The following is a 21512-nucleotide window of genomic DNA, read 5'->3' on the forward strand; positions in this document are numbered from 1 at the left end:
CAACGCCCTTTTACTGCTTAAAAACGGTATTCCACCCCGCCCTGCACGGTGCGGCCGCGCCCCAGGGTATTGGCCAACGTCTCGCCGTAGCTGACGACATAGGCGCGGTTGGTCAGGTTCTCCACCGAGCCGCGCAGCGTCAGGCTGTCGGTCAGCTTGTAGCTGGCGTACAGATCGAACAGGGTGTACTTCGGCCAGTCGGCCAGGTACGGGTAGTTGGACGGTACCGAGCTGTCCTGATAACCCGGCGCAAAGCGTACGGTCACCCCGGCGTCCAGCTTGCGATCGAAGGCACGCCCGCCCAGCGTCACCGAACCGCGATCGCCCGGCAGGTAGGCGGCGGAGCCGAACTGCGTCCCCCCATCACACGTGACGAAGTCATTGGAAGCGGCATCAGGCTCAACATAGAAGTTCCCGCGGCGCGAGCCGTCGCCGTAGCGCAGACGCCCTCCCAACCAGGCCTTGTTCGAGCAGAACTCGTTTTTGCCGATCATGTGGGTGTAGGTCAGGTCGGCGTAGAAGACCCCGGCGTCATAGTTGAGCTGGTACTCCAGCCCGCGGAAGCGGGTTTTCGACAGATTGTTGACGTAAGCGGCATTACCGATGCTCGGCTGCACCAGCCCCGGTTTATTGCGGTCTATCGCCAGGTTGATGTAGTTATCCACTTTGGTGTCGAAGTAGGCCACCTTGGCCACCAACCGATCGCCCTCAAACCACAGATCCGGCTGCTGCACGTTGAACCCGACTTCCCAGGCGCGCGAACGCTCGGGCTGCAAGAACGGATTGGGGTATTGCGTGGAAGAACTGTGCGCGCTGCCGTTGGTCAGCGTTTCAGTGATCGCCGGCGGCCGCCAGGATTTGCCGTAGGTGGTATACAGCTCCAGCCACTCCACGCCGGGGCGCACCGCCACCGCCAGCGTCGGCGACAGCTTGCCCTGATCGCGATCCACGTCCCAATCTTCGCGGGTGGTGGTTGAACAGCCGGTCAGACGCAACGCTTTGCAAGGATTGTCAATCGTGTAGCGTTGCCCATCCTTGGCCAAATCCGGATAGCTCAGGCCGGTCTGGCCGCGCAGGCGATAGCGGTCGTAACGCAGCCCGCCTTCCAACGTCAGCCAGCCGTCGTAGTCGTAGGTCAGATTGGCGAACAGGCTGGCTACCGAACGGTTGCCGGCCGGCGTCACCCCATCCATGCCTTGGCGGGAAGAGTCGCTGGTCGCTTTGTCGTAATAGAACTCCAGCCCGTAATTGGCGCGGAAGTCATGCCCCGGCGCCAGGCTGAAGCGCGAGGTGTTTTGCGCCTGTGCGCCATAGGTACGCAGGCGGGTGCGCGTCGCGTAGCCGTTGTCCAGCAGCGAACTGGTGCTGTAGGTGTCGCTGTCATCCTGAGTATCGACGTAATACAGCTTGGCCTGAAAATCGAGCCAGTCGACGTCTTCCGGCGCCAGGCTGTAGTCGAACGCCGCGTTGCGCGCCATCACGTCGGTGTAGCCGGTGCGTTTCCAGCCCAGTTCATAGGGCGGGCGAGTGCCCAGGTTAGTCAAGGTGCCGGCGATCGGCGATGAGGTCTGGGTCTGCAGATAACTCAGCTGCAGGCGCTGGTTGGCGGGCAGATTCCAGCCCACCTTGGCCAGCCGCGAGTGCATGCGGTAATGGGTGTCGGGGATTTTGTTGTTCTTGATGCTCTCGGCGTAGCGATCGTAATTGCCGGTGTCGTTATTGATGCGAATGTTGCCGATGTCGCCCTTGTTGCCGGGCCAATAGTCGCCGAGGTGGCGTTCGCTGGCGGCCAGCAGGATATCGCCGGTTTCGTTGCCCAATGCCAGTATGCCGCTGCCGATGAAGTGGGTGCCGTTATCGCCGGTGCTGGCGTGCAGCTTGCCGCCCAGCTCTTTGCCCGGCGCCAGGAAATCGCTCGCGCTGACGGTATTGAAGGTGGCGATGCCGCCGAGCGTGCCGGCGCTGCCCATGCCGCCGGTGGTGCCCTTGTCGATGGTCACGCCGGACAGCAGTTCGGAATCGATGTACATGGTGCCATTACGCTGGCCATGGCCGCTCTTTTGAAAATTCTGCCGCATGCCGTCGATATTCATGTTCACCCGGCCATAGTCTTGTATGCCGCGGATGTTGACCGACAGCGCAGGATCTTGCTGGCTGACGCTGGAATAGGCTCCCGTAGTCTGCTCCAGAATATCGGCCGCGTGTCGCGCCGGGCGGTTGTCCATCTGTTCGCGGCTGATGACGCTGACCGAGCGCGGTTCGTCGTAAACCCAATCGTTGGCGTTGATGCCGCCGGCGCCCAGCACCGTCAGGCTGTCCAACGCCAGCGCGCCACCGTCGCCGTTCGCCGTCGGCAGCCGGCTCAATACGATCTGCCCCTGCGGCTGCAGGCGGAAAGCCACCGGATTGCCGCCGATCAAGCGCCGCAGGCCCTGTTCTACGCTCATGCTGCCATTCAGCGCCGCCGCCTGCATGCCATCGAGTTTCACCTCGTCAAAAAACACCTGCATGCCGGCCTGCTCGGCGAAGCGCAACATGGCGCTCTGCAGCGGCTGCGCCGCAATATTGAAATTCTTTTGCTGTGCGGCCTGCGCGCCGTTCGCCTCAGCCAGGACGGCGAGCGCCACAGCCGGCTGAGTCAACATCATCGCCGCCAGCGCGGCGCGTACCGCCGTGGCCAATCGGCCGGCCGGCGTGGTTCCCTTGTGAATAAGCATGCGTGTGTGTTCCACCCGAAAGAACGTCAAACCAAGTGATAATGGAAATCAATCTCGTTTAAACATAAGGACGTTCCGGGAGGCAAAAACCCGTAAAGATTTTTTACAGAAAGTGAAAATAGCGGTGAAGCGGGCATCCCGGCCCGCCTTGGCCGCTCAGTAAAGCAGCGTGATGCCGGGGAGATTCAGCTGGCGGGCGGAGAGTTCCTGACGAATGGCGCCGACGCCGTCGTCGAGTTTATTGAGCGCGAACACGCCGCTGACCGTGCGCGTTCTTAGCGTGGGATTGACCGCCACGATGCGGGTCTCGCGATAGCGGTTGAGCTGCGCGAGCGCCTGCGTCAGCGGTTGGCGGTCGATCACCAGCCAGCCGCGTCGCCAGGCGTCATCACCGGCCGTTTGCCGCGTCAGCTGCAGCTGCCCGTTGCGGTAATGCGCCGCCTGGCGTTGCGCGACCACCAGCGAGCGCTCGCCGCGCTCAAGCGTCACCCGCACGCTGTGCTGATGCACGCTGACGTCGACGCCCTGTTCAGTGCGCGCCACGCTGAACTCGGTGCCCAGCGCCTGGGTGACGCCGTTTTTCGCCTCCACCCTGAAAGGGCGGCTTTCCGCCCCGCCCAACGGCGCGACGATAAAATAGGCGGCGCCGCTCAGCAGCCGCACCTTGCGCTCGTCTGCGGAATACGCCAGCGCGATCGCGCTGCCGCTGTCCAACGCCACCCGGCTGCCGTCCGGTAACGCAACTTCGCGCACCTCACCGCGAACGGTTTGATAATCGGCCTGCAGGCCGATCCACAGATCCGGCCCGCGATAAACGCCGAATGAAACGGCGAGCGCCACCGCCGCTGCCACCGCCCAGCGGGGCCATCGATGGCGAGATGGCGTTTTCAGCGCCGCCACCTGCGGTTGTAACGCCTGCCGCTGCTCAGGCGGCAGTTGCCCAAGCGCCGTCCACAGCAGGCGAGCCTGACGCAGCGCCGCCGGATGCTGCGGATCGGCGGCCAGCCAGGCGTCCAACGCTCGCCGCCGATCGGCCGGCAGCGCCCCTTCGGCCAGACTCACGGCCCAGGCGGCCGCCTGCTGTCGCGCCTGTGCGGTTAGCGGTTTCATAATGGCATAGACCTCTGTTTTTTCTGGTTATAGGTTAAGACGTCTGAGCGCGGATAAACCCGTAAAAAAATTGCCATTATTGTTCTTCCATCCGCGCCATCAGCCGCTCCAGCGCGCTGGCCAGGTGTTTTTCCACCGTGCTGAGCGACACGCCCAGCTGCGCCGCCACCTGCGCCTGGGTCAGGCCATCGAGCCGGTTAAGGCGGAAAATCTGCTGCGTGCGCGGCGGCATGTCCGCCAGCGCCTGCTGTAACAACTGCAGCAGTTGGCTATCGATCGCCCGTTGTTCAAGCGCCGGTTCACCCGAAGGATACTGCGCCAGAATGTCGTCTTCGACCGCTTCGGTCTGCCGCCGCTGCTGCTGGCGCAGATGGTCGAGCATCAGATTCTTGGCGGTTTTATACAGGTAGGCCTCAATATCGAGAATGTTACCCTGCGGATACTGCTCGGTAAGGCGGGTAAAACTTTCCTGCGCCAAATCCGCGGCCAGCTGAGGGTCGCGCAGTTTGGCGTTCAAATAGGCTTGCAGCGGCCGCATATGGCGCAGAAACAGCGCCTGCAACTCGGAATTGGACATCTCTTTTCCCAGAAGTGAAACACCCAATAGGGGCGATAAAAATCACATAAATGATTATCATTATCAATATTGTTCTGGGAAATATGTGCTACGGCGGGGATAAACAGGAAACCGGCCTGACGCCGGTTTCCGCTGGGCTGCAGGTCAGTGCTCTAGCGCCTCGTCTTCATAGCGGTGCTTGGCGTCGAGCGCTTCCTGCTCGGTTTCATGTTCACTGAGCAGCGTATTCGGCTCAATGTCGTCGGTGCGCACTTCAAAACGGCGCAGATGCAGGTTCGGGTCACCCCGAAACACCTCTACGACGCGGGCGCTCCGCGGATAAGCAGGTTGATCATTTTCGCGCATGCCGTTCTCCCGTGTGTTTCACACAGTAGCAAGTATAGCAGTCGCCCTCATTCCGACACGCGCGAGCCAAGATCGCGATCGCCGGGGGCGCCCGTCAACAGCTCGGTCAATTCGTCGCAGGCGCAAATACGCCCTTCACGCACGGTGAAGTGCGCCAGCACCCGCACGCGGCTGCGGGAACCGTCGCGCTTTTCCACCTCGACCAGATGGTGGGTCAGCACCGCCTCGCCCTGCGCCGCCGCCGCGATCACGCTCAGCGTCATGCGGCGGGTTTGCCGCTTCAGCAGCGCCATATGCTGCTCAAACTGCTCGAAGTTCAGCACCTTGCCATCCACCTGCTGGCGGTAGCCTGCGCTGAAACGGGCGGCGAGCTGCGTCGGCCGATGCTCCGGGCTGGCGATCACCTGCTGCAGCGTATCGAGCACCAGATTCAGCGGGGTAAGTTGAGTCATCACGTTTCTCCGAAATAGGGTGAAAGGCGATCCTATCCCGGCCAGGCGATGGCATAATAACCACATCAAGACTTTCAATAACGTTAAACGGCCAACATGACGCAGATCCGCAGCCAACGCCTTCAGCATGAAAAAAAGCACCTGACGCCCTGGCACCGGCACGAAGGCGGCCAGATCTATCTCTTGACGCGCGGCATGCTGGCAATGGAACTCCCGGGCCGGCAATGGGCGATCACCGGCGGCACACTGGGCTGGCTGCCGCCGGGATGCGCCCATCAGGCGCTGGCCTGCGGCGACGTGGCGGGCTGGAGTCTGTATCTGCCGAGGGAAAGCGTGCCGGAGATGCCGCCGCTGCCGCAGCTGTTCACGGCCTCTGCGCTGTTGCAGGCCCTGGTGGCGCGCATCGCGCAGTTCCCCGCCGGCCCGCTGAGTGCGCCGCAACGGCGGCTGCTGCAGGTGCTGCTGGACGAAATGCACGCGGCAAGCCGCGCGCCGCTGCAATTGCCGCTGCCGCAGGACGCCCGGTTGCTGAACATCGCCCGTGCGCTGCTGAACGATCCCGCCAGCCCGCGCAGCCAGCGCGACTGGGCCGTCTGGGCCGGGCTCAGCCCGCGCACCCTGAGCCGCCGTTTTCTGCAGGAAACCGGCATCAGCTTCGCGCTGTGGCGCCAGCAGGCGCGGGTGTTGCGTTCACTGGAGGGATTATCACGCGGCAAAGCGGTTGGCGAGGTGGCCGACGCCTGCGGCTATGATAACGTCAGCGCCTACATCGCCGCCTTTCGCCGCCGCTTCGGCGTCACGCCCGGGGCGTACTTTGCACCGGCTCGGCAAGCGGAATAAGAAAACGGGCGCCCAGCGCCCGAAGAGAAGAAAGGGTTACTTCACCGTCTCACGCGGCAGCACCGCGAGGATTTGTTCCACCACCCGCTGCGGATCGGCGGCGCCATCCATCACGTAATGCGCGGCCTCCTGATACAACGCTTCGCGCGCGGCCAGCACCTCGCGCATCTCCTCGGCGATCGGCCTGCCGGTGAGCGTCGGGCGCTGCGCATCTTCCGGGTACTCTTCCAACCGCTGCGCCAACACGCTGGCCGGCGCGCGCAGGTAGATAACGGTGCCATGCTGGCGCATAAACTGACGGTTCTCCTCCGCCAGGATCGCGCCGCCGCCAGTGGCAACTATAGTTGACGGCTTGGTCACGGTTTGCAACGCGATGGTCTCGCGGCGGCGGAACCCCAACCAGCCCTCGCGCTCGACCATTTCCGCTACGCTCATCTGCGCCGCCTGCTGCATAAACAGATCGGTATCGACGAACTGATAGCCCAACGCCAGCGCCAATGCGCTGCCTACCGTGGTCTTGCCGGCTCCGCGAGCGCCTATCATGAACAGGGTTTGTGTCATTACGGGTTGTCCCTTATGCGGTGACTTGAGTGCATTGCATACCAAAATACCGAGCGGGTGCGATGGCGTGGTGGCAGCATCATACCCTGCCCGCTCTGTATTTCAATATTTACGATAGTGTAAATTCCATGGCACAGCGACTGCCGACGGCAAAGCCGTGCGCCAGATCTTCATCCAGGTGCCGCCGCAGGGCGACCGTGAGCCGCGCATCGTCAAGCGGCCGGAATCCCAGCCGCCGGTAGTAAGGCGCATTCCACGGCACCTCAATGAAGGTGGTGAGCGTCAGGCGGTCGGCCCCCTGCCGTTTGGCCTCTTCCGCCACCGCGCCGATCAGGCGGCGGCCGACGCCCTGCCGTTGCCAGGCACCGGCGACCGATAATTCGGCGATATGCCAGTCTTTCCCCTGAGTCAGCACGGCGATAAAACCGGCGCACTCGCCGTTGTCGCTTTCCGCCAGCCATTCACGGCGCTCGGCGATAAACGCGGCATGCTGCTGCGGGACCATCACCTCGCCTTCGGCGATAAAGCGCCATTCCGGCTGTTGGCGAAACAATTGCGCCGCCGAGCGCTCAACCGCCATCAGATGCGCGATATCCTGCTGCTGCGCCAAACGGATCTGCAGGCTCATGGGTTCTCCTTAACGTTGGGGCGGTTATTTAAGCAAATTTCACCGCCCGTGGCTCAGAAATCGATACTGCCGCGCAGCACCACCTCACGCGGTTCCCCCACCGCCACGCGCAGATTGCCGCCGCTGGACGGATAGTAGGTTTTATCGAACAGGTTCTTCACGTTCAGCTGCCATTTCACCCGATAGCCGTTGATCGGCATGGTGTAAGCGGCGAACGCATCGGCAACGGTGTAGTTATCCAGGTAGAAGCTGTTGGCGGCGTCGCCCGGGCGGCGCCCTACGTAGCGCGCACCGGCGCCAATGCGCACCTCATCGCCGCTGTACAGGCCCAGGCTGCCGAGGTTCTGGGTCAGGAACAGCGAGGCGGTATGGCGCGCCACATTGGTCATCTCTTTGCCCTTGTTGTCCGGATCGTCCACCACGCGGGCGTCGGTATACGCATAGGAACCGATCAGGCTCAGCGAGTCGGTAAGATTACCGGCCACGTCCAGCTCCACGCCCTGCGAACGCACGCGCCCGGCGGTGCGCGTCACGGTTTCGCCCTCCACCAGCTCATTGACCATCACGTTGCGTTTGGTGATGTCGAACAGCGCCAGCGTGCCGGTGACGCCGTTCGGCAGCGCCAGCTTGCCGCCGACTTCCCACGACTTGCCCTGTTCCGGCGGCAGCGAATCAATTTGGGTGGCGATGGAAGAGTTCGGCTTGAACGACTCGGTATAGCTGCTGTACAGCGACACGTAAGGCGTCAGCTTGTAGACCACACCGGCGCGCGGCACCAGCTTGCCGTCCGAGCTGTCGGTGTTGGTCTGGAACGGCCGCCCCTTGCCGGCATAGACGTCGAAAGCGTCGTAACGCAGCCCGCCCATCACCAGCCATTTATCGGTCAGTTGGATGGAGTCCTGCATAAACCAGCCGTAGCTGGTGAGATTTTCCCGCTGGTCGCTGTCTTTGGCGCTGACCGCGGTCGACGGCGGCATCAGGCCGTATACCGGATGATAGATATTGAAATCGCTGTTCTTTTTACCGCGGATCATGTCGCCGCGGTAGGTACGGTTATCTTCAAAATCAAAGCCGAACAGCATCTGGTGGTTGATGCTGCCCCAGTCCACGTCGCCATTGAGCGTCAGCTGCACCGCGTTGGCGTGGCTGACGGCATGGGCGGTCGAGTCGGCCTGGCGGCTCAATGCGCCGCTCTCCGGGTTCAGCGCCGTAGCGCGCGCCTGGTTGTCGCTGTAGCTGTTGCGGCTGTAGGCGTAGGTCAGCGAGCTTTTCCAGCGCTCATTGAGCGTTTGATCGATCTGCAGAGTGACGCTGTCCTGATCGCCGCGGGTGGCGTTATAGGCTTCGTCGAAACGGCGATCGCGCGGCGTATTCACCGGTTTGCCGGTGCGCGAATCGATGATGGTGCCGCGATCGAACGGCACCAGATATTCCATATGTTCATAGGCCAACCGCACGGTGGTGTTCTCGCCGTACCACATCAGCGAGGGCGCGATCACCGTCTGGCGATTGCGGCCAAAGTTGCGCCAGTAGTCGGTTTCATCGTGATCGACGATCATCCGATAGGCAAATCCCGACGTGCCGAGCGGCCCGGTAACGTCAAGCTGGCCGCCGCCGCCGTGGAAGCTGCTGCCCCAACCTTCCACGTGGGTGTGCTGCTGCAGCTGGGGTTTTTTGGTGATCATATTGATCATCCCGCCCGGCTCGCCCATGCCGTACAGCATCGAGGCAGGCCCCTTAAGCACCTCCACCCGCTCGGTGGTCGGCGTAAAGTTGCGCGCCTGCACCGAACGCACGCCGTCGCGCAGAATGGAGCCGTCGCGGTTGTCGCCGAAGCCGCGTTTCATTACCGCGTCCTGGGTGCCCCCCAGCGTGTTGGCCTGGGTAATGCCGCTGACGTTGTACAGCGCTTCGTCCAGGCTGCTGACAGCCTGATCGGCAATCACCTGTTGCGGCACCACGTCGATCGCTTGCGGCACATTCAGCAGGTTGGTTTCGCTGCGGGTGCCGGTGACGCTGGTCAACGGCTGATAGCTCTGCACGCCGTCGGCGTCTTTGCGGCCGACCACCACCAGGTTCTCTTCCTGCGGCGCGGCTTTTTCCGCCGCCCACGCCGGCGATGTCGCGCAGGCCGCCAAAGGCAATGCGCACCACCAGCCGCGCTTGTTGTTATTCATTATCTAACTGACTCCAATAGGTCCCTGAAAAAGGTAACGGCAAAAACTGCTGATACAACTGTTGGAAGGTCTGCTGCGGGTTGATGTCGGCGAACAGATCCGGGTAAAACGCTTTGGCGAACATCTCGACCAGCACGACATGGTACGGGCTGAGGTAAAAATTGTGCCAGACGCTCCAGGCGCGGTGGTTTTTCACCGCCTGCAGGTTGGTCAGCATCGGCTGTTTGGCGATCAGCCGGCGGAAGCTGTCGGCGGCCTCCTGTGGGCTGACCTGCGGCCCGAGGCGCAGATCGGACAGCCGTTTGCCCTGCGGGCCGGCCATGCCGGTGGCGAGGTACACGTCAGGATTGGCGCTCAGAATGGTTTCCGGGTTCAGTTCGCCATACACCCCTTTGACGCTGGCGTTGGCGATGTTGTCGCCGCCGGCGAAGGTCAGCAGATCGCCGAGATTGCCGTGCGCGGCGGTGGTGCAGCAGGTGTCGCGCCGCCCCAGATGCAGGTGCAGCATCACTTTGGGCTTCGGTCCCTGATAGCCCGCCAGCCGTTGCTGAACCACCGCCATATGCTGCTGATAAAACGTGATGAATTGCTCGGCGCGCTGCTGGCGGTTGAGCACTTCGCCCAGCAGCCGCACGCTCGGCACGGTGTTGTTCAGCAGATCGATGCGCAGATCGACGTAGATCACCGCCACGCCGGCCTTGCTCAGTGCGGAAACCAGCAGATCGTTGTCGCCGTCTTCACGCGCGTAGCGCGCCAAAATCACCAGATCCGGCTTCAGCTGCAGCAGGCTTTCGATGTTGACCTGGCGAAAGTTATTGCCGCTGATGACGGGGATCTGGGCTATCTGGGGAAACTTCTGCGTATAAAGCTGCCAGCTTTGCGCATCAAAGCGCGCCAGATCCGCCGGCCAGCCGATGATGCGCTGCGCCGGGTTGCCCGGCTCCAGCAGCGCCAGCGTATACAGCATGCGGCTCTCCCCCACCACGATGCGCTGCGGGTTGTCCGGCACCGCGACCTGGCGGCCGGTGATATCGGTCACCGTCTTCGCCTGGGCGGAGAACACGCCGAACCACAGGGAAAGCAGCAGTAAAATGAGGGAATTGCGCATGATTGAGCCGAAACGGGGGAAATAGTGTGCGCATGATAATCACTCTCATTAGCACTTGCAATCCCACGCCGCGATTGCCAAAAGAAATCCGGGAAACGGTGCCGGGCACGCGGTGAAACACCGTGAAACCGCTAAAATAGCGGCTTTAAAAAGTTAAAAAAATGGCGGAAAAATCGGTTAAATAGGAGGGGGAAACAGCAAAAAAACCGGGAGACCGCCATGACTCAACGCATCATTCCGCTGTCGGAGTGCCCGCAGTTTGCCGATGTGTGCGCCGCCTGGGCTTTCGGCCAATGGGGCTCACAGCGCGGCGGTTCGCTGGCGCGCACCCAGCTGCGTTTCGCCCAATGCAGCCGGCCAAGCGACGACCACCTGACGCTGATGATGATCGACGGCGATCGTCCGGTGGGCATGGCCAGCCTGTGGCCCAGCGACGACCATCAGCGCCAGGATCTCACCCCGTGGCTGGCCGGCGTCTTCGTGCATCCCGATCACCGCCGCAAGGGCATCGCCCACCGTCTTGAAATGGCCATCGTCGAGGCGGCACGGCAGCGCCATCACTCGGTTCTGCATCTCATCACCGACAAATCGGAAGCGCTGTACGCCGGCTGGGGTTGGCAACCTCTGGAACGCCGGCGGCAGCATGACGAAGACGTGGTGGTGATGGCGAAAACGCTGTAGCTAACGCGGCGTACAGACATACACCAGCGCCGGCGGGAAGTTGCGCACCACCCGCAGGCGCCTCCAGTGAAAATAGCGGGACAGCAATTTTTCCGACAGGTGGCTGTATTGGAACAGCACCAGCGTGCCGTTGCGCGCCAGCAGCCGCTGCCGGGCCTGCTGAAGAATGCGCACGCTGATCCTGACCGGGATCGACAGCAGAGGCAGGCAGGAAAACACCACGTCGTAATCCGTGGCCATCCGGGTCGCCGAATGGCCCATCACCTGCAGCCGCCGATCGTCTATCCCGCGCAGCCGATGCACGAAATGGGGCTGGATTTCGAAAGCCTCCAGCGCCGCATCGGCGCGCATCCGCCCCAAAATGCGTTTGGTCAACACCCCGTCGGCCGCCCCCAGTTCCGCGATCGACAGCGCCCGGGTCCATTCAATCTGGTTCAGCATCGCCTGACACAGCCACGGGGAAGAAGGTGCCAGCGTACCGACGGTGCGCGGTGAAGCCATAAATTGCTGCAGGTAAGCGAAGTGATTCATCAGTTGCAGCCGGGTCGCATTTAACATTGAGGCCTCCTTGGGTTAAGCCCTCAATGTGAGCCGAATTTCTTAAGTAATCATTAACATGATTCCGAAAGCGGCAGACACAGTTGTAATAAAATGCAACCTCATCAGCGGCACGCAAAGAAAAACGGCCGTAATAATGACCTGAAAATAAGTCGTTTAAACACCGACTACTCAGATAATTAGTACGACCATTTATTTTATTGACCGCGTTGCCGCGGCCAAAGCGTAAAAAAGCCGATGCTTAGCGATAAATTTCCGCATTGCCGCGCCAGTTGCTGGAATCCCCGGGGGTGTCCAGACCGATAATGCGATAATGGCTGGCGCCGTCCGCCGCGGCTTTTTCTTTAAGGGCGGTGATGGCATCATGCGGTGAGCCGCTAATGCCGGAAACCGACACGACGCCGATGCTTTGCAGATTGGCGGCCTGCTCGCTGTTGACCTGTTTCACCGACGACAGCGGCGCGGCGAAAGTGGAGAAGGAAGCGGCGGCGATCAATACGGCTGCGATGCTTGGGATGAGTTTCATGATTGACTCCAGGTGTTCTTGTTTATTAGCTCGTTGTCAGTGATGTTAATTATCCGCCAGCCAATGAAAACGGACGTCATGCAACGTAAAGAACATCAATCATTGTGAGGAGAATAAGGAGGAAGTGAGAGCGGGTGTGTATTTTCAGGCGAGAGTGGCTTTATAGGCTTCACCTTACCCCTATTTGATGAACAATTAAAGGCAGGGTGAAAGAAAGAACGCGCGCTGCGTCTATTTAAGATTTTTTACCCGCCGGAGCGCGCTGAGCTACGCTGATTTTGTGGCTTACCCTTTTAAGGAAGAACGCTTATGTCGCAAAACCTGCTGCGCGTGCGTGACGGTCAGGGCGCTTCGGTGTCATTTTCCGAGCTGCTGTTCGATCTGATCTACGTTTTCGCCGTGACCCAACTCTCCCACTATCTGTTGCATCATCTGACGCTGACCGGCGCGCTGGAAACCCTGCTGCTGTGGTTCGCCGTCTGGCTGGCCTGGCAATACACCGCCTGGGTCACCAACTGGTTCAATCCGGATACCCGTCAGATCCGCCTGCTGCTGTTCGCGATCATGCTGCTGGGGCTGTTCGCCGCCGCCGCGCTGCCACAGGCGTTTGGCGAGCGCGGCCTGATCTTCGCGCTGTTCTATGTCGCCATTCAGGTCGGCCGCTCTGTCACGGTGCTGCGCCTGCTGGCGCCTGGTCACCCGTTGAAACAGAACTTTCGCCGCATCCTCGGCTGGCTGTGCATCTCCGCCGTCTTCTGGATCGCCGGTGGGCTGGAGGAAGGCAATGCCCGCCTGGCGCTGTGGGCGATCGCCGTCTTGTGCGAATACGTCTCGCCGATGTTCGGCTTCCGTCTGCCGGTGCTGGGGCGCTCGGACAGCAGCAGCGAATGGACCATCGAAGGCCACCATCTGGCGGAGCGCTGCCAGCTGTTCGTTATCGTGGCGCTGGGGGAAACCATTCTGATCACCGGCGCCACCCTGAGCGAGATGGAAAGCTGGAGTCTGCCGGTGCTCATCGCCTCGCTGGTGGCCTTTCTCGGCAGCCTGGCGATGTGGTGGGTTTACTTCGACACCAGCAGCAAAGCAGGCAGCCACGCCATCAGCCAGGCGGAAAACCCCGGCCAGCTGGGCGCTTATTTCCACTACGTGCACGTCGCGCTGGTGGGTGCCATCATCGTCTGCGCCGTGGCCAACGAGCTGGTGATCGCCCATCCCGATGGCCGCATCCAACACGCCACGGCGGCGGTGCTGCTGCTCGGCCCGGCGCTCTACCTGTTCGCCAACGCGCTGTATAAACGGCTGGTGTATCGCCGTTTCCCGCTGTCGCACCTGGTTGGGCTGCTGGCGTTGGCGGTATTGGCCCCTGTCGCCTATTTAACCGATCTGCTGATGGTCAATGGCCTGACGACGCTGATCATGGTGGTGGTGGCGGTGTGGGAGAGCATCTCGCGCGGCAGAGCGCCGCAGCGGCACGCGGAAGCCTGAAGCGAACGGGGGCGCTGTCGCCCCCTCTCGATCACTTCAAGGGTTGCGGCAAGGTGAGCACCCAGAGCTCGCTCAGCGACTCCGGCTGCTCCAGAGGGCGCAATTCGATACGGGCGTCGGTCTTGTCGCCGTCGAGGCTCAACCGCCCTTCTTTCTCCAACTGGTAGTCGCCGATTTTTTTGCTCTTTGGCGACGCATCCACCAGCTTCGCCTGCAAGCCGAAATCGTTGTCATTGATCACCGCCAGCGTGCGATCGTCGATCAGCGCCAGCCCTTCCGCTTTCTCCTGGCGCCAGCCCAACTGGCGCAGATCCGCCACTTCCCGTTTCTGCGCCAGCTTCACGCCGCGTTTAGCCAGATCTTGCGCGTCGTCGAATTCCAGCGCTTTACCCTGGCCATCAAACGTACTCAGATCGCTGGCCTGCGCGAGATCCACCAGATAGATCTTGTTGATCATCGTCTTATCTTTACCGGTTCCCTGTTCAATCAACAGGATGCGCTGGTTGTCCAACGCCACGACATCGCCAATCTTGGCGTCTTTGGCTTTTTTATAGCGGTCGATATCGATGGGATAGCCATACATCGCAGTTTTGCCACTGCGCGGATCGAAGCTCACCAGCCGGGTAAACTGCGCCTTGTTTTTGCTTTTACCATCGACATCCAGCGTGCTCTGCACCGCCGCCAGAATGCGCCCATCCGGCATCCGAGTCAGCCCCTCAAAACCGCGGTTAGGCTGGCGCCACTTCAGGATGTTCGGCAAACCGCTCGCCACCGCCTGCTCGCCGGCCTGCGGCGTTGGGCCATATTTGGCGAGAATTTTGCCTTTGTCGTCGACGTGGATCAGAAACGGGCCATACTCGTCACACAGCCAATAGCCGCCGTTGCCGTCACCGATGATGCCTTCGGTATCCAACCCGCGGCGATCGCCGGACAGCGGTTGCAGCGCGTCGTTCAAGGCCACTTCGTTCGTGGAACCAATCAGCTCGCTCGGCAGCGGCAGCCCGCTAATCGGCCCTTTTTCGTCATGCAAGGGCCGCGCATTCTCGGCCACGGCCTTGCCGCCGCCGATACGAATATCCATCAACAGAGGCGTGAATTGCGGATTGGCGAAAATCTTGGCTTCTTGCTTGCCCACCGCAGGGGCATCAGCATTCGGGCCGCGATCGGTCAGCGTCGTCAGCACCAGATCGTCGCCCTGCTTGCGATTGAACGACAGCCCTGAGCCGATCCCCACCGGCAGCCCCTGCGGGAAATGCTTGGCAAACGCCCCCTGATAGGCGACGCGCTCCCCGCCGGGGAAGCCGACCACATAACGCGCCACCTCAATATCTGCAGCGTAGGTGAATACAGGAAACAGCGAAGCCAACAGCAGGGAGAGCGATTTTATTCTCATGTTTTTACCCGAGGTTGAATGAAGCGTTATCAGGCAGAAGAAGATATTAATTTAGCATGACACTTAGATGACAACAGGCGCTGCGTCAAATGTAAAACAAGCAATAAGGTTGGCTGGCAAATAGAAATTAGCAATTAACCTGAGCGTATTGAATGGAGAAAACCGCTGGAAAAAACCGCCCGAAAATAGCCCGCCATTTTGCTTAGGGTAAATTCTTATAGTAAAGATAAAAAAAACGGCAAACGCGCGTCGGCACGGGGAAAAACGGTGTTTTTCTCATAGACAAAATAAAATACCAGGGATTTAATACCGCCGTTATTCAAGGTGCATTAAGAAAATTCTATAGAATATCTGCATGAACTCAAAAAGCTGTTCTATAGTTTTTAGTGCTAACGCCCGTTAGTCTATTCCGCAGGATGGAATCTATGTCAAAGCGACTTTTTGCTGAATTTTTTGGCACATTTTGGTTGGTGTTTGGTGGTTGTGGTAGCGCAGTATTGGCAGCGGCATTCCCACAGCTGGGTATTGGTTTCCTCGGCGTCGCGCTCGCTTTCGGTTTGACCGTGGTGACGATGGCCTATGCCGTCGGCCATATTTCCGGCGGGCATTTTAACCCGGCGGTCACCGTCGGCTTATTCGCCGGCGGCCGTTTCGCGGCGAAAGACGTGATTCCTTACGTTATCGCTCAGGTCATCGGCGGTATCGCCGCAGCGGCGGTGCTGTATTTGATCGCCAGCGGCAAAGCCGGTTTCGACGCCACCGCAGGCGGCTTCGCTTCCAACGGTTACGGCGAACACTCACCGGGCGGTTATTCTCTGCAAGCCGCGATCGTGATTGAGCTGGTGCTGACGGCCTTCTTCCTGATCGTTATTCACGGCGTGACCGACAAGCGCGCGCCGGCAGGCTTTGCCCCGCTGGCGATCGGCCTGACGCTGACGCTGATCCACCTGATCAGCATCCCGGTGACCAACACCTCCGTCAACCCGGCGCGCAGCACCGGCGTAGCGATCTTCCAGGGCACCTGGGCGCTGCAGCAGCTGTGGGTGTTCTGGCTGGTGCCGCTGGTCGGCGGCATTATCGGCGGCCTGATCTACCGCTGCCTGCTGGAAGACAAAAAATAAGCGTATCGCAGTCGATCGCGTTTCACGGGGCAGCCTTCATCGGCTGCCCCGTTGCTTTCAGCCCTTCGTCACTGCAAACATCATGATATCGCTGATAAAGGAGCCGTCCGGCTGAATGGCGAAATGCGCCGCCACCTCCTGCGACACGCTTTGCTGCAGCGCGCGGATCGCGGTAACGAAATGCGCCGGCGTGCGCATGCGCGCCACCCAGCTGCCGAACTCCAGCATCAAGCGATCCGACGTCACCTCACGCACCACCAACCCGGCTTCGGTCAATAACGTCAGCCACTCGCCCGGCGCATAATTGCGCACGTGCGAGGTGTCGCGCAGCACTTCCACGGTTTGCAGGTAGATATCCAGCAGCGGATGCCCCGGCGAGACCACGTCCATAAAGATCGCTCTGCCGCCCGGTTTGAGTACCCGCCTGACCTCGCGCAGCGCCTGGCCGACGTCGTGCCAGTGGTGCGCCGAATAGCGGCTGATGACCAGATCGAAGCTGGCGTCTTCAAACGGTAAAGACTCGGCCACGCCCTGCTGCAGCTGAATGTTATTCAGGCCTTTTTCCGCCGCCGCCTGCTTCACCACCGCCAACATTTGCGCCGACAGATCGTAGGCCACCACCTGCGCCACCCTGGCCGCCGCCGTGAAGCTGGCGTGCCCGGCGCCGCAGCCCAGATCGAGCAGGCGCGCGTCGGCGTGCGGCTCCAGTAACTGTGCAAGGCGTTGCAAATCCTTGCCCTGCGCGTGTACCGCGCTGGTTAAGTAGGCGTTGGCCTGCTCGCCGAACTGCCGGTCTACCGCGTTTTTATGGCTGTTGCTGATGCTCATGTTTGCTCCCGTTATTATCCGGCTTGCGCCTGTGCCTGAAGGCTTTCGGCTACTATAATCAGGCTACTATACGGGTACAATATGAGCAGTTATCCTGGTATAAATAGGTACCACGCTATGACATCAGAAGCCTTATCCGGGCCAAAGGCCCTCGGCGCGTTCCTGCGGGCGCACCGCGAACGCATCACGCCGGAAATGCTCGGCCTGCCCAGCTCCTCGCGCCGTCGCACCAGCGGCCTGCGGCGCGAAGAGCTGGCGCAAATCAGCGGCATCAGCGCCACCTGGTATACCTGGATCGAACAGGGCCGCGAGGTATCCATTTCCCCCTATACGCTGGCACGCATCGCCAAGGCGCTGCGGCTCGGCCCGGCCGAACGCCACTACCTGTTTACCCTCGCGCGCGTCGCCGATCCCGAGCAGGAAACACACCGCGAAACCGCCAACGACGCGGTGCTGCAAAGCGTGCACCAGATGACGGTGCCCTGCTACCTGCTGGACGTGACCTGGAACGTCGTCGCCTGGAACCCGCAGGCGGCGGCGCTGTTCAGCGGCTGGCTGGATGTGGCCAACAGCCCCAACCTGCTGCACTTCATGTTCTTCCACCCGTTGGCGAAAACGCTGGTCAGCGATTGGGAGGAACGCGCTCGCCGCGTGGTGGCCGAGTTTCGCGCCGAGACCAGCCATCATCAAAATACCGAAGAGATGCGCGCCTTCGTGCGCAACATGACGCACAACAGCGCGGACTTTAATCACTGGTGGAAGCAACATGACGTCATGGCGCGCGAAGGCGGCGAAAGAGCGTTCGAACATTCTCGGCAAGGCGCACTGCGCTATCGCCAACTGACCTTCCACCCGGCAGAACACGCCGGTCTGAAGCTGGTGATGCTCATCCCGCTGCCGCAATTGGTAACAAATTCATAGGCAAGTTTACCCGCCATTTATTTATTGGTTCATGTAAACGCGCTAGGGTGATTAATACCGATGATAATGATCATCCAGCACCGTTATTTATCTCCTGAGGTACTCCTATGCAATCCGAAGAACAACGCCTTATCGATGGTCTGTTTGGCCGCCTGAAAGACGCCGAGACCAAGACGGGCCCACGGGATCTCCAGGCAGAGCAGCAAATCAACCAGCATATTCGCGAGCAGCCTTCCGCCCCTTATTACATGGCGCAGGCGATGATTATTCAGGAGGCGGCGCTCAAGCAGATGGATCAGCGGGTCAAAGAGCTGGAGGCTCAGGTGGCACAGCTGCAGCAAACCGCCAACGGCCAGCAGAGCAGCGGCGGCTTCCTGGCCGGTCTGTTCGGCGGCGGCAGCCGCACGCCAAGCCCGCGCGAACAGTATCAGGCACAGCAGCAAAATACGGCGGCCTGGAACAACGCGCAGCAGGGGGGCTACGCGCAGCAGCAGCAGCCTGCCTATGCCCAACCGCAGCAGGCGGCGCCTTCACGCGCCGGCGGCTTCCTGGGAGGCGCCTTGCAAACGGCGGCGGGCGTCGCTGGCGGCGTGGTGTTGGCCGACATGCTGACCGGCATGTTCCGCCATTCGCAACCACAGGAAATCGTAAATATTATCGAGGAAACCCCGGCGCCGCTGGACGACAGCGCAATGCGCAATTTCGACGCCTCCAACAACCTCGATACCTTCAACAACGGCGATGGTGGCAGCTTCCTGAACCAGGACAACGGCTTCCAGAACGCCAGCTATCAGGACGACACGGATTACGCCGACGACGATTACAGCGACGACGACGACTCCTTCCTGTAATTCCCTTCGCCCCCTCTCACCCGCAGAGGGGGATTTCCCGTTTCACCAATCTGGTCTACAGTGAACACTGTTCATTTATCCAGCCGGGAGAAACGATGATGAGCCTTACTCCTTCAGACCCTTTTTTCAGCGAACGCCTGCAGATGCGCCCGCCGGTGATGGCGGATCTCGAACGTTTCTACGCCATCTTCGGCGATCCGCAAACCCAGCGTTTCAATCCCGCCGGCCCGCTCACCAGCGAAGCGCAGGCCGCCTCGGCGCTGCAAGAGAGGATTTCCGGGTGGCAACAACACGGTTACGGTTCCTGGGCGATCGCCCTGCGCGAACGGCCGGATTGGATTATCGGCTTTGGCGGATTGTCCTGGAAACCGCTCGGCGCGCAGCGCACCGTGAACCTCGGCTATCGATTCGATACACGCGTCTGGGGCATGGGGTTGGCCACCGAGATGGCGCGGGCTTCGCTGCAATATGGTTTTGTCGGATTGGCGATGGAGGAAATTTCCGCCATTGTGCGAGCGGAGAATCAGGCGTCGTGGCGAGTGCTGGAAAAGATCGGCATGCGGCGGGTGGATACGCTGGATGACGTGCCCGGCGCGGCGCCGAGCCTGGTGTACACACTAAAGCGCGGCGACTATCAGGGCTGATCGTCGCTGATTTTGGCCAATGCCATGCGATAAGATTTGACCTTCTGACGCTTCTTTAGCCAGGTAGTGGTCGACACGATGAACACCGCGCCCGACATCGCCAACACGCCGGTCGGGTGGCCGTAAAACACCATCAAGGCAAAGTACACGGCGGAAACGATCGCCACCCATTTCGCCGTATTGCCCATGTCGTTTTTCTCCTGGGTCAAACGGCGAATGCGCTCTTCTTCACTGATTCCCATACGCGCTCCTTGTTGGTTGAACGTTCCATTATATGGAGTTGGAGTGCTGATATTTCAAGCGATTGGATGGTAAAGAAGCGTAAAGCTCAGGCCGGCGGCTCCCGCCGCCGAGACAGATAGCGCCCGGGCTGATCGGCGCCCGGCAGGCCGCTGCCGTCGTTGCGGCCAAACAGCCGGTAGCGATTGCCGGCGACCGCATCATAGACCTTGTCCGCCAGTCGCGGCGGCAGGTAACGCGCCAGCGCCAGCGCGCGGTACGGCCATCCCACTTGGCGCAGCGCCTGAAACAACGCCGCCGAACGTAGCCAACAGCGCCCCTGCTCAACATAGACCACGGAATCGAATCGATCGGTCGGCAATCCCAGCGCCTGCAGGATCGCCTGCCCTTCGACGGATTGCACCGTCGCCAACAGAATGCGCCGCTGCCGATCGGCGCGAATAAGGTATCTCACCAGCCCGTGACACAGATTGCATTCGCCGTCGAACAACAGCGCGCGATCGCCGGGCTGGAGATAAGGCAGCTGTGATAAAGGGGTCATCCCGCCTCCCGAGAACCGCTCTCCTTAGCCTAACGCACCTGGCGCCCCCAGGCCAGGACGGGATGACAGGGCTCGTTAAGGCGCAGGCGGCGCGTCAGGCACGGCCACCACCGCGACGCGCACTTCGTAATGTTTCGCGCTGCCCGCCGGGATCACCGCCGTCAGTTTGTTGATGGTTTCCACCGGATTGTCGCTGGCCGAGGTGGCGCAGAACAGCTCGCCGCCGTGGCAGAATCCCGGCTTGGGCGGGTGCCCGCCCGGGAAAGGCGGCATGCGCATCGGCGCATCCATCAAAGGCGGCAACGCGTTGGCCGCAGGCTTCTCAGGCGCCGACATCGCGCTCGCGCTGAACAATAGCGCCATGCCCATGCAGGGCAGCGCCAGGATCTTGATTGCTTGTTTCATTGAATTAGCCTCATTTGCCGGGTTCGGGATTACGCTACCCCGCCCCCGGCCCATGAGAAAGCCGCTTTTCGCTACCTTTTCGCCTCACTGCGTTTTGCTTACATCCCGCGTCTAACGTGATGAAAGGCGAAAGGTTGGGTAAAGGGTCGTCGCGTTACTTACCGTTCGTCAGCGTGTTATAGCTGGTCATCAGGTTGCGGTAGTCCGGGATATGGTTGGAGAACAGCGTGCCCAGCCCTTCGATATCGTTGCGCCAGTCACGGTGCAGCTCGCAGGCGACGCCGAACCAGGTCATCAGCTGCGCGCCGGCGGCTTCCATGCGGCTCCAGGCCGACTGACGCGTCAGCTCATTGAAGGTGCCGGAGGCGTCGGTCACCACAAAGACCTCGAAACCTTCATTGAGCGCTGACAGCGCCGGGAATGCCACGCACACTTCGGTCACTACGCCGGCGATGATCAGCTGCTTGCGGCCGGTGGCTTTTACCGCTTTGACGAAGTCATCGTTGTCCCAAGCGTTAATCTGGCCGGGGCGCGGAATAAAGGGAGCATCGGGAAATTGGGCTTTCAGTTCCGGCACCAGCGGGCCATTGGGGCCGTTTTCGAAACTGGTGGTGAGAATGGTCGGCAGGTTGAAGTACTTCGCTAAATCACCCAGCGCCAGCACGTTGTTTTTAAACCGATCGGGATCGATATCACGCACCAGCGAAAGCAGCCCTGCCTGATGATCCACCAGCAATACGGCGGCCTGGTCTTTGTCGAGGCGCTTGTAGTTTGCAGTCATGGTTTTACTCCTGTGGGGTTGA

At 60.9% G+C, this 21512-nt stretch carries 24 protein-coding genes; 7 read left to right on the plus strand and 17 right to left on the minus strand.

Going from position 1 to position 21512, the window contains the following annotated elements:
• Positions 1 to 17 precede the first annotated feature (17 nt).
• From CRO23_RS19255 to CRO23_RS19275, 5 genes are all read right to left on the minus strand, one after another.
• Positions 18 to 2717 carry a TonB-dependent receptor gene (locus CRO23_RS19255; protein ID WP_097102679.1) on the minus strand — a complete coding sequence of 900 codons (2700 nt, stop codon included), beginning with the start codon at positions 2715 to 2717 and terminating at the stop codon, positions 18 to 20.
• Positions 2718 to 2873: 156 nt separating this feature from the next.
• Positions 2874 to 3827: a FecR family protein gene (locus CRO23_RS19260; protein ID WP_097102681.1), complete on the minus strand. Its 954-nt coding sequence runs from the start codon at positions 3825 to 3827 to the stop codon at positions 2874 to 2876.
• A gap of 76 nt (positions 3828 to 3903) precedes the next feature.
• Entirely contained in the window at positions 3904 to 4404 is a 501-nt protein-coding gene (locus CRO23_RS19265; protein ID WP_025301723.1) for an RNA polymerase sigma factor, read from the minus strand.
• A gap of 144 nt (positions 4405 to 4548) precedes the next feature.
• A complete protein-coding gene (locus tag CRO23_RS19270) occupies positions 4549 to 4749 on the minus strand; it encodes a YaiA family protein (protein WP_015376810.1) in 201 nt (66 codons plus the stop codon).
• A 47-nt stretch (positions 4750 to 4796) separates the two neighbouring features.
• Positions 4797 to 5201: a nuclear transport factor 2 family protein gene (locus CRO23_RS19275; RefSeq protein WP_097102683.1), complete on the minus strand. Its 405-nt coding sequence runs from the start codon at positions 5199 to 5201 to the stop codon at positions 4797 to 4799.
• A gap of 96 nt (positions 5202 to 5297) precedes the next feature.
• On the opposite strand from CRO23_RS19275, the gene CRO23_RS19280 reads away from it, so the two are divergent.
• A complete protein-coding gene (locus tag CRO23_RS19280; RefSeq protein WP_079450862.1) occupies positions 5298 to 6041 on the plus strand; it encodes a helix-turn-helix domain-containing protein in 744 nt (247 codons plus the stop codon).
• Between the two features lie 36 nt (positions 6042 to 6077).
• Here the strand turns inward: CRO23_RS19280 and aroL are convergent, their stop codons facing one another.
• From aroL to CRO23_RS19300, 4 genes are all read right to left on the minus strand, one after another.
• Positions 6078 to 6602, minus strand: a complete 525-nt coding sequence (aroL, locus tag CRO23_RS19285; RefSeq protein WP_016928904.1) for a shikimate kinase AroL — start codon at positions 6600 to 6602, stop codon at positions 6078 to 6080.
• 109 nt (positions 6603 to 6711) lie between these two features.
• On the minus strand, positions 6712 to 7230 hold the full coding sequence (locus CRO23_RS19290) for a GNAT family N-acetyltransferase (protein WP_097102685.1): 519 nt from the start codon (positions 7228 to 7230) through the stop codon (positions 6712 to 6714).
• 53 nt (positions 7231 to 7283) lie between these two features.
• Positions 7284 to 9407 carry a TonB-dependent siderophore receptor gene (locus CRO23_RS19295; RefSeq protein ID WP_016928906.1) on the minus strand — a complete coding sequence of 708 codons (2124 nt, stop codon included), beginning with the start codon at positions 9405 to 9407 and terminating at the stop codon, positions 7284 to 7286.
• Positions 9400 to 10515 carry an ABC transporter substrate-binding protein gene (locus CRO23_RS19300; RefSeq protein ID WP_097102687.1) on the minus strand — a complete coding sequence of 372 codons (1116 nt, stop codon included), beginning with the start codon at positions 10513 to 10515 and terminating at the stop codon, positions 9400 to 9402. Before CRO23_RS19300 ends, CRO23_RS19295 begins: the two co-directional genes overlap by 8 nt.
• 219 nt (positions 10516 to 10734) lie before the next feature.
• Between CRO23_RS19300 and CRO23_RS19305 the strand changes: the two genes are divergently transcribed.
• Positions 10735 to 11196 carry a GNAT family N-acetyltransferase gene (locus tag CRO23_RS19305; RefSeq protein WP_049299698.1) on the plus strand — a complete coding sequence of 154 codons (462 nt, stop codon included), beginning with the start codon at positions 10735 to 10737 and terminating at the stop codon, positions 11194 to 11196.
• Here CRO23_RS19305 and CRO23_RS19310 read toward each other — a convergent pair whose 3' ends face one another.
• Both CRO23_RS19310 and CRO23_RS19315 read right to left on the minus strand, forming a co-directional pair.
• Entirely contained in the window at positions 11197 to 11754 is a 558-nt protein-coding gene (locus CRO23_RS19310; protein ID WP_016928909.1) for a class I SAM-dependent methyltransferase, read from the minus strand.
• 241 nt (positions 11755 to 11995) lie between these two features.
• Positions 11996 to 12280 (minus strand): YdgH/BhsA/McbA-like domain containing protein, encoded by a 285-nt coding sequence (locus tag CRO23_RS19315; protein ID WP_004940519.1) that lies wholly within the window; start codon positions 12278 to 12280, stop codon positions 11996 to 11998.
• 309 nt (positions 12281 to 12589) lie between these two features.
• Here CRO23_RS19315 and CRO23_RS19320 point away from each other — a divergent pair, with 309 nt between their 5' ends.
• Positions 12590 to 13765: a low temperature requirement protein A gene (locus CRO23_RS19320; protein WP_016928910.1), complete on the plus strand. Its 1176-nt coding sequence runs from the start codon at positions 12590 to 12592 to the stop codon at positions 13763 to 13765.
• A gap of 31 nt (positions 13766 to 13796) precedes the next feature.
• Here the strand turns inward: CRO23_RS19320 and CRO23_RS19325 are convergent, their stop codons facing one another.
• Positions 13797 to 15158, minus strand: a complete 1362-nt coding sequence (locus tag CRO23_RS19325; RefSeq protein ID WP_097102689.1) for an esterase-like activity of phytase family protein — start codon at positions 15156 to 15158, stop codon at positions 13797 to 13799.
• A 425-nt stretch (positions 15159 to 15583) separates the two neighbouring features.
• Between CRO23_RS19325 and aqpZ the strand changes: the two genes are divergently transcribed.
• Positions 15584 to 16279: an aquaporin Z gene (gene aqpZ, locus CRO23_RS19330; protein WP_004940529.1), complete on the plus strand. Its 696-nt coding sequence runs from the start codon at positions 15584 to 15586 to the stop codon at positions 16277 to 16279.
• Positions 16280 to 16336: 57 nt separating this feature from the next.
• Here aqpZ and CRO23_RS19335 read toward each other — a convergent pair whose 3' ends face one another.
• Positions 16337 to 17107, minus strand: a complete 771-nt coding sequence (locus CRO23_RS19335) for a class I SAM-dependent methyltransferase (protein ID WP_097102691.1) — start codon at positions 17105 to 17107, stop codon at positions 16337 to 16339.
• A gap of 117 nt (positions 17108 to 17224) precedes the next feature.
• On the opposite strand from CRO23_RS19335, the gene CRO23_RS19340 reads away from it, so the two are divergent.
• The 3 genes from CRO23_RS19340 to CRO23_RS19350 all read left to right on the plus strand — a co-directional run bounded on the left by CRO23_RS19340 (position 17225) and on the right by CRO23_RS19350 (position 19523).
• On the plus strand, positions 17225 to 18028 hold the full coding sequence (locus tag CRO23_RS19340; protein WP_016928914.1) for a helix-turn-helix transcriptional regulator: 804 nt from the start codon (positions 17225 to 17227) through the stop codon (positions 18026 to 18028).
• Between the two features lie 107 nt (positions 18029 to 18135).
• On the plus strand, positions 18136 to 18879 hold the full coding sequence (locus CRO23_RS19345; protein WP_049299701.1) for a DUF2076 domain-containing protein: 744 nt from the start codon (positions 18136 to 18138) through the stop codon (positions 18877 to 18879).
• Between the two features lie 95 nt (positions 18880 to 18974).
• Positions 18975 to 19523, plus strand: a complete 549-nt coding sequence (locus CRO23_RS19350) for a GNAT family N-acetyltransferase (protein WP_033641180.1) — start codon at positions 18975 to 18977, stop codon at positions 19521 to 19523.
• On the opposite strand, the gene CRO23_RS19355 is transcribed toward CRO23_RS19350, so the two are convergent.
• The 4 genes from CRO23_RS19355 to ycaC all read right to left on the minus strand — a co-directional run bounded on the left by CRO23_RS19355 (position 19514) and on the right by ycaC (position 21490).
• A complete protein-coding gene (locus CRO23_RS19355) occupies positions 19514 to 19765 on the minus strand; it encodes a hypothetical protein (RefSeq protein ID WP_016928917.1) in 252 nt (83 codons plus the stop codon). The two genes, CRO23_RS19350 and CRO23_RS19355, sit on opposite strands and share 10 nt — an antisense overlap.
• An 86-nt stretch (positions 19766 to 19851) precedes the next feature.
• Positions 19852 to 20304 (minus strand): thiol-disulfide oxidoreductase DCC family protein, encoded by a 453-nt coding sequence (locus CRO23_RS19360; RefSeq protein ID WP_033641181.1) that lies wholly within the window; start codon positions 20302 to 20304, stop codon positions 19852 to 19854.
• Between the two features lie 75 nt (positions 20305 to 20379).
• Positions 20380 to 20709, minus strand: coding sequence for a hypothetical protein (locus CRO23_RS19365; RefSeq protein WP_015376796.1), 330 nt, complete (start codon positions 20707 to 20709; stop codon positions 20380 to 20382).
• Between the two features lie 154 nt (positions 20710 to 20863).
• Positions 20864 to 21490: an isochorismate family cysteine hydrolase YcaC gene (gene ycaC / locus CRO23_RS19370; protein ID WP_004928476.1), complete on the minus strand. Its 627-nt coding sequence runs from the start codon at positions 21488 to 21490 to the stop codon at positions 20864 to 20866.
• Between the last annotated feature and the right edge of the window lie 22 nt (positions 21491 to 21512).

Origin of the sequence: Serratia sp. JKS296, from assembly GCF_900215445.1 — a bacterium.
Taxonomy (GTDB): domain Bacteria; phylum Pseudomonadota; class Gammaproteobacteria; order Enterobacterales; family Enterobacteriaceae; genus Serratia; species Serratia marcescens.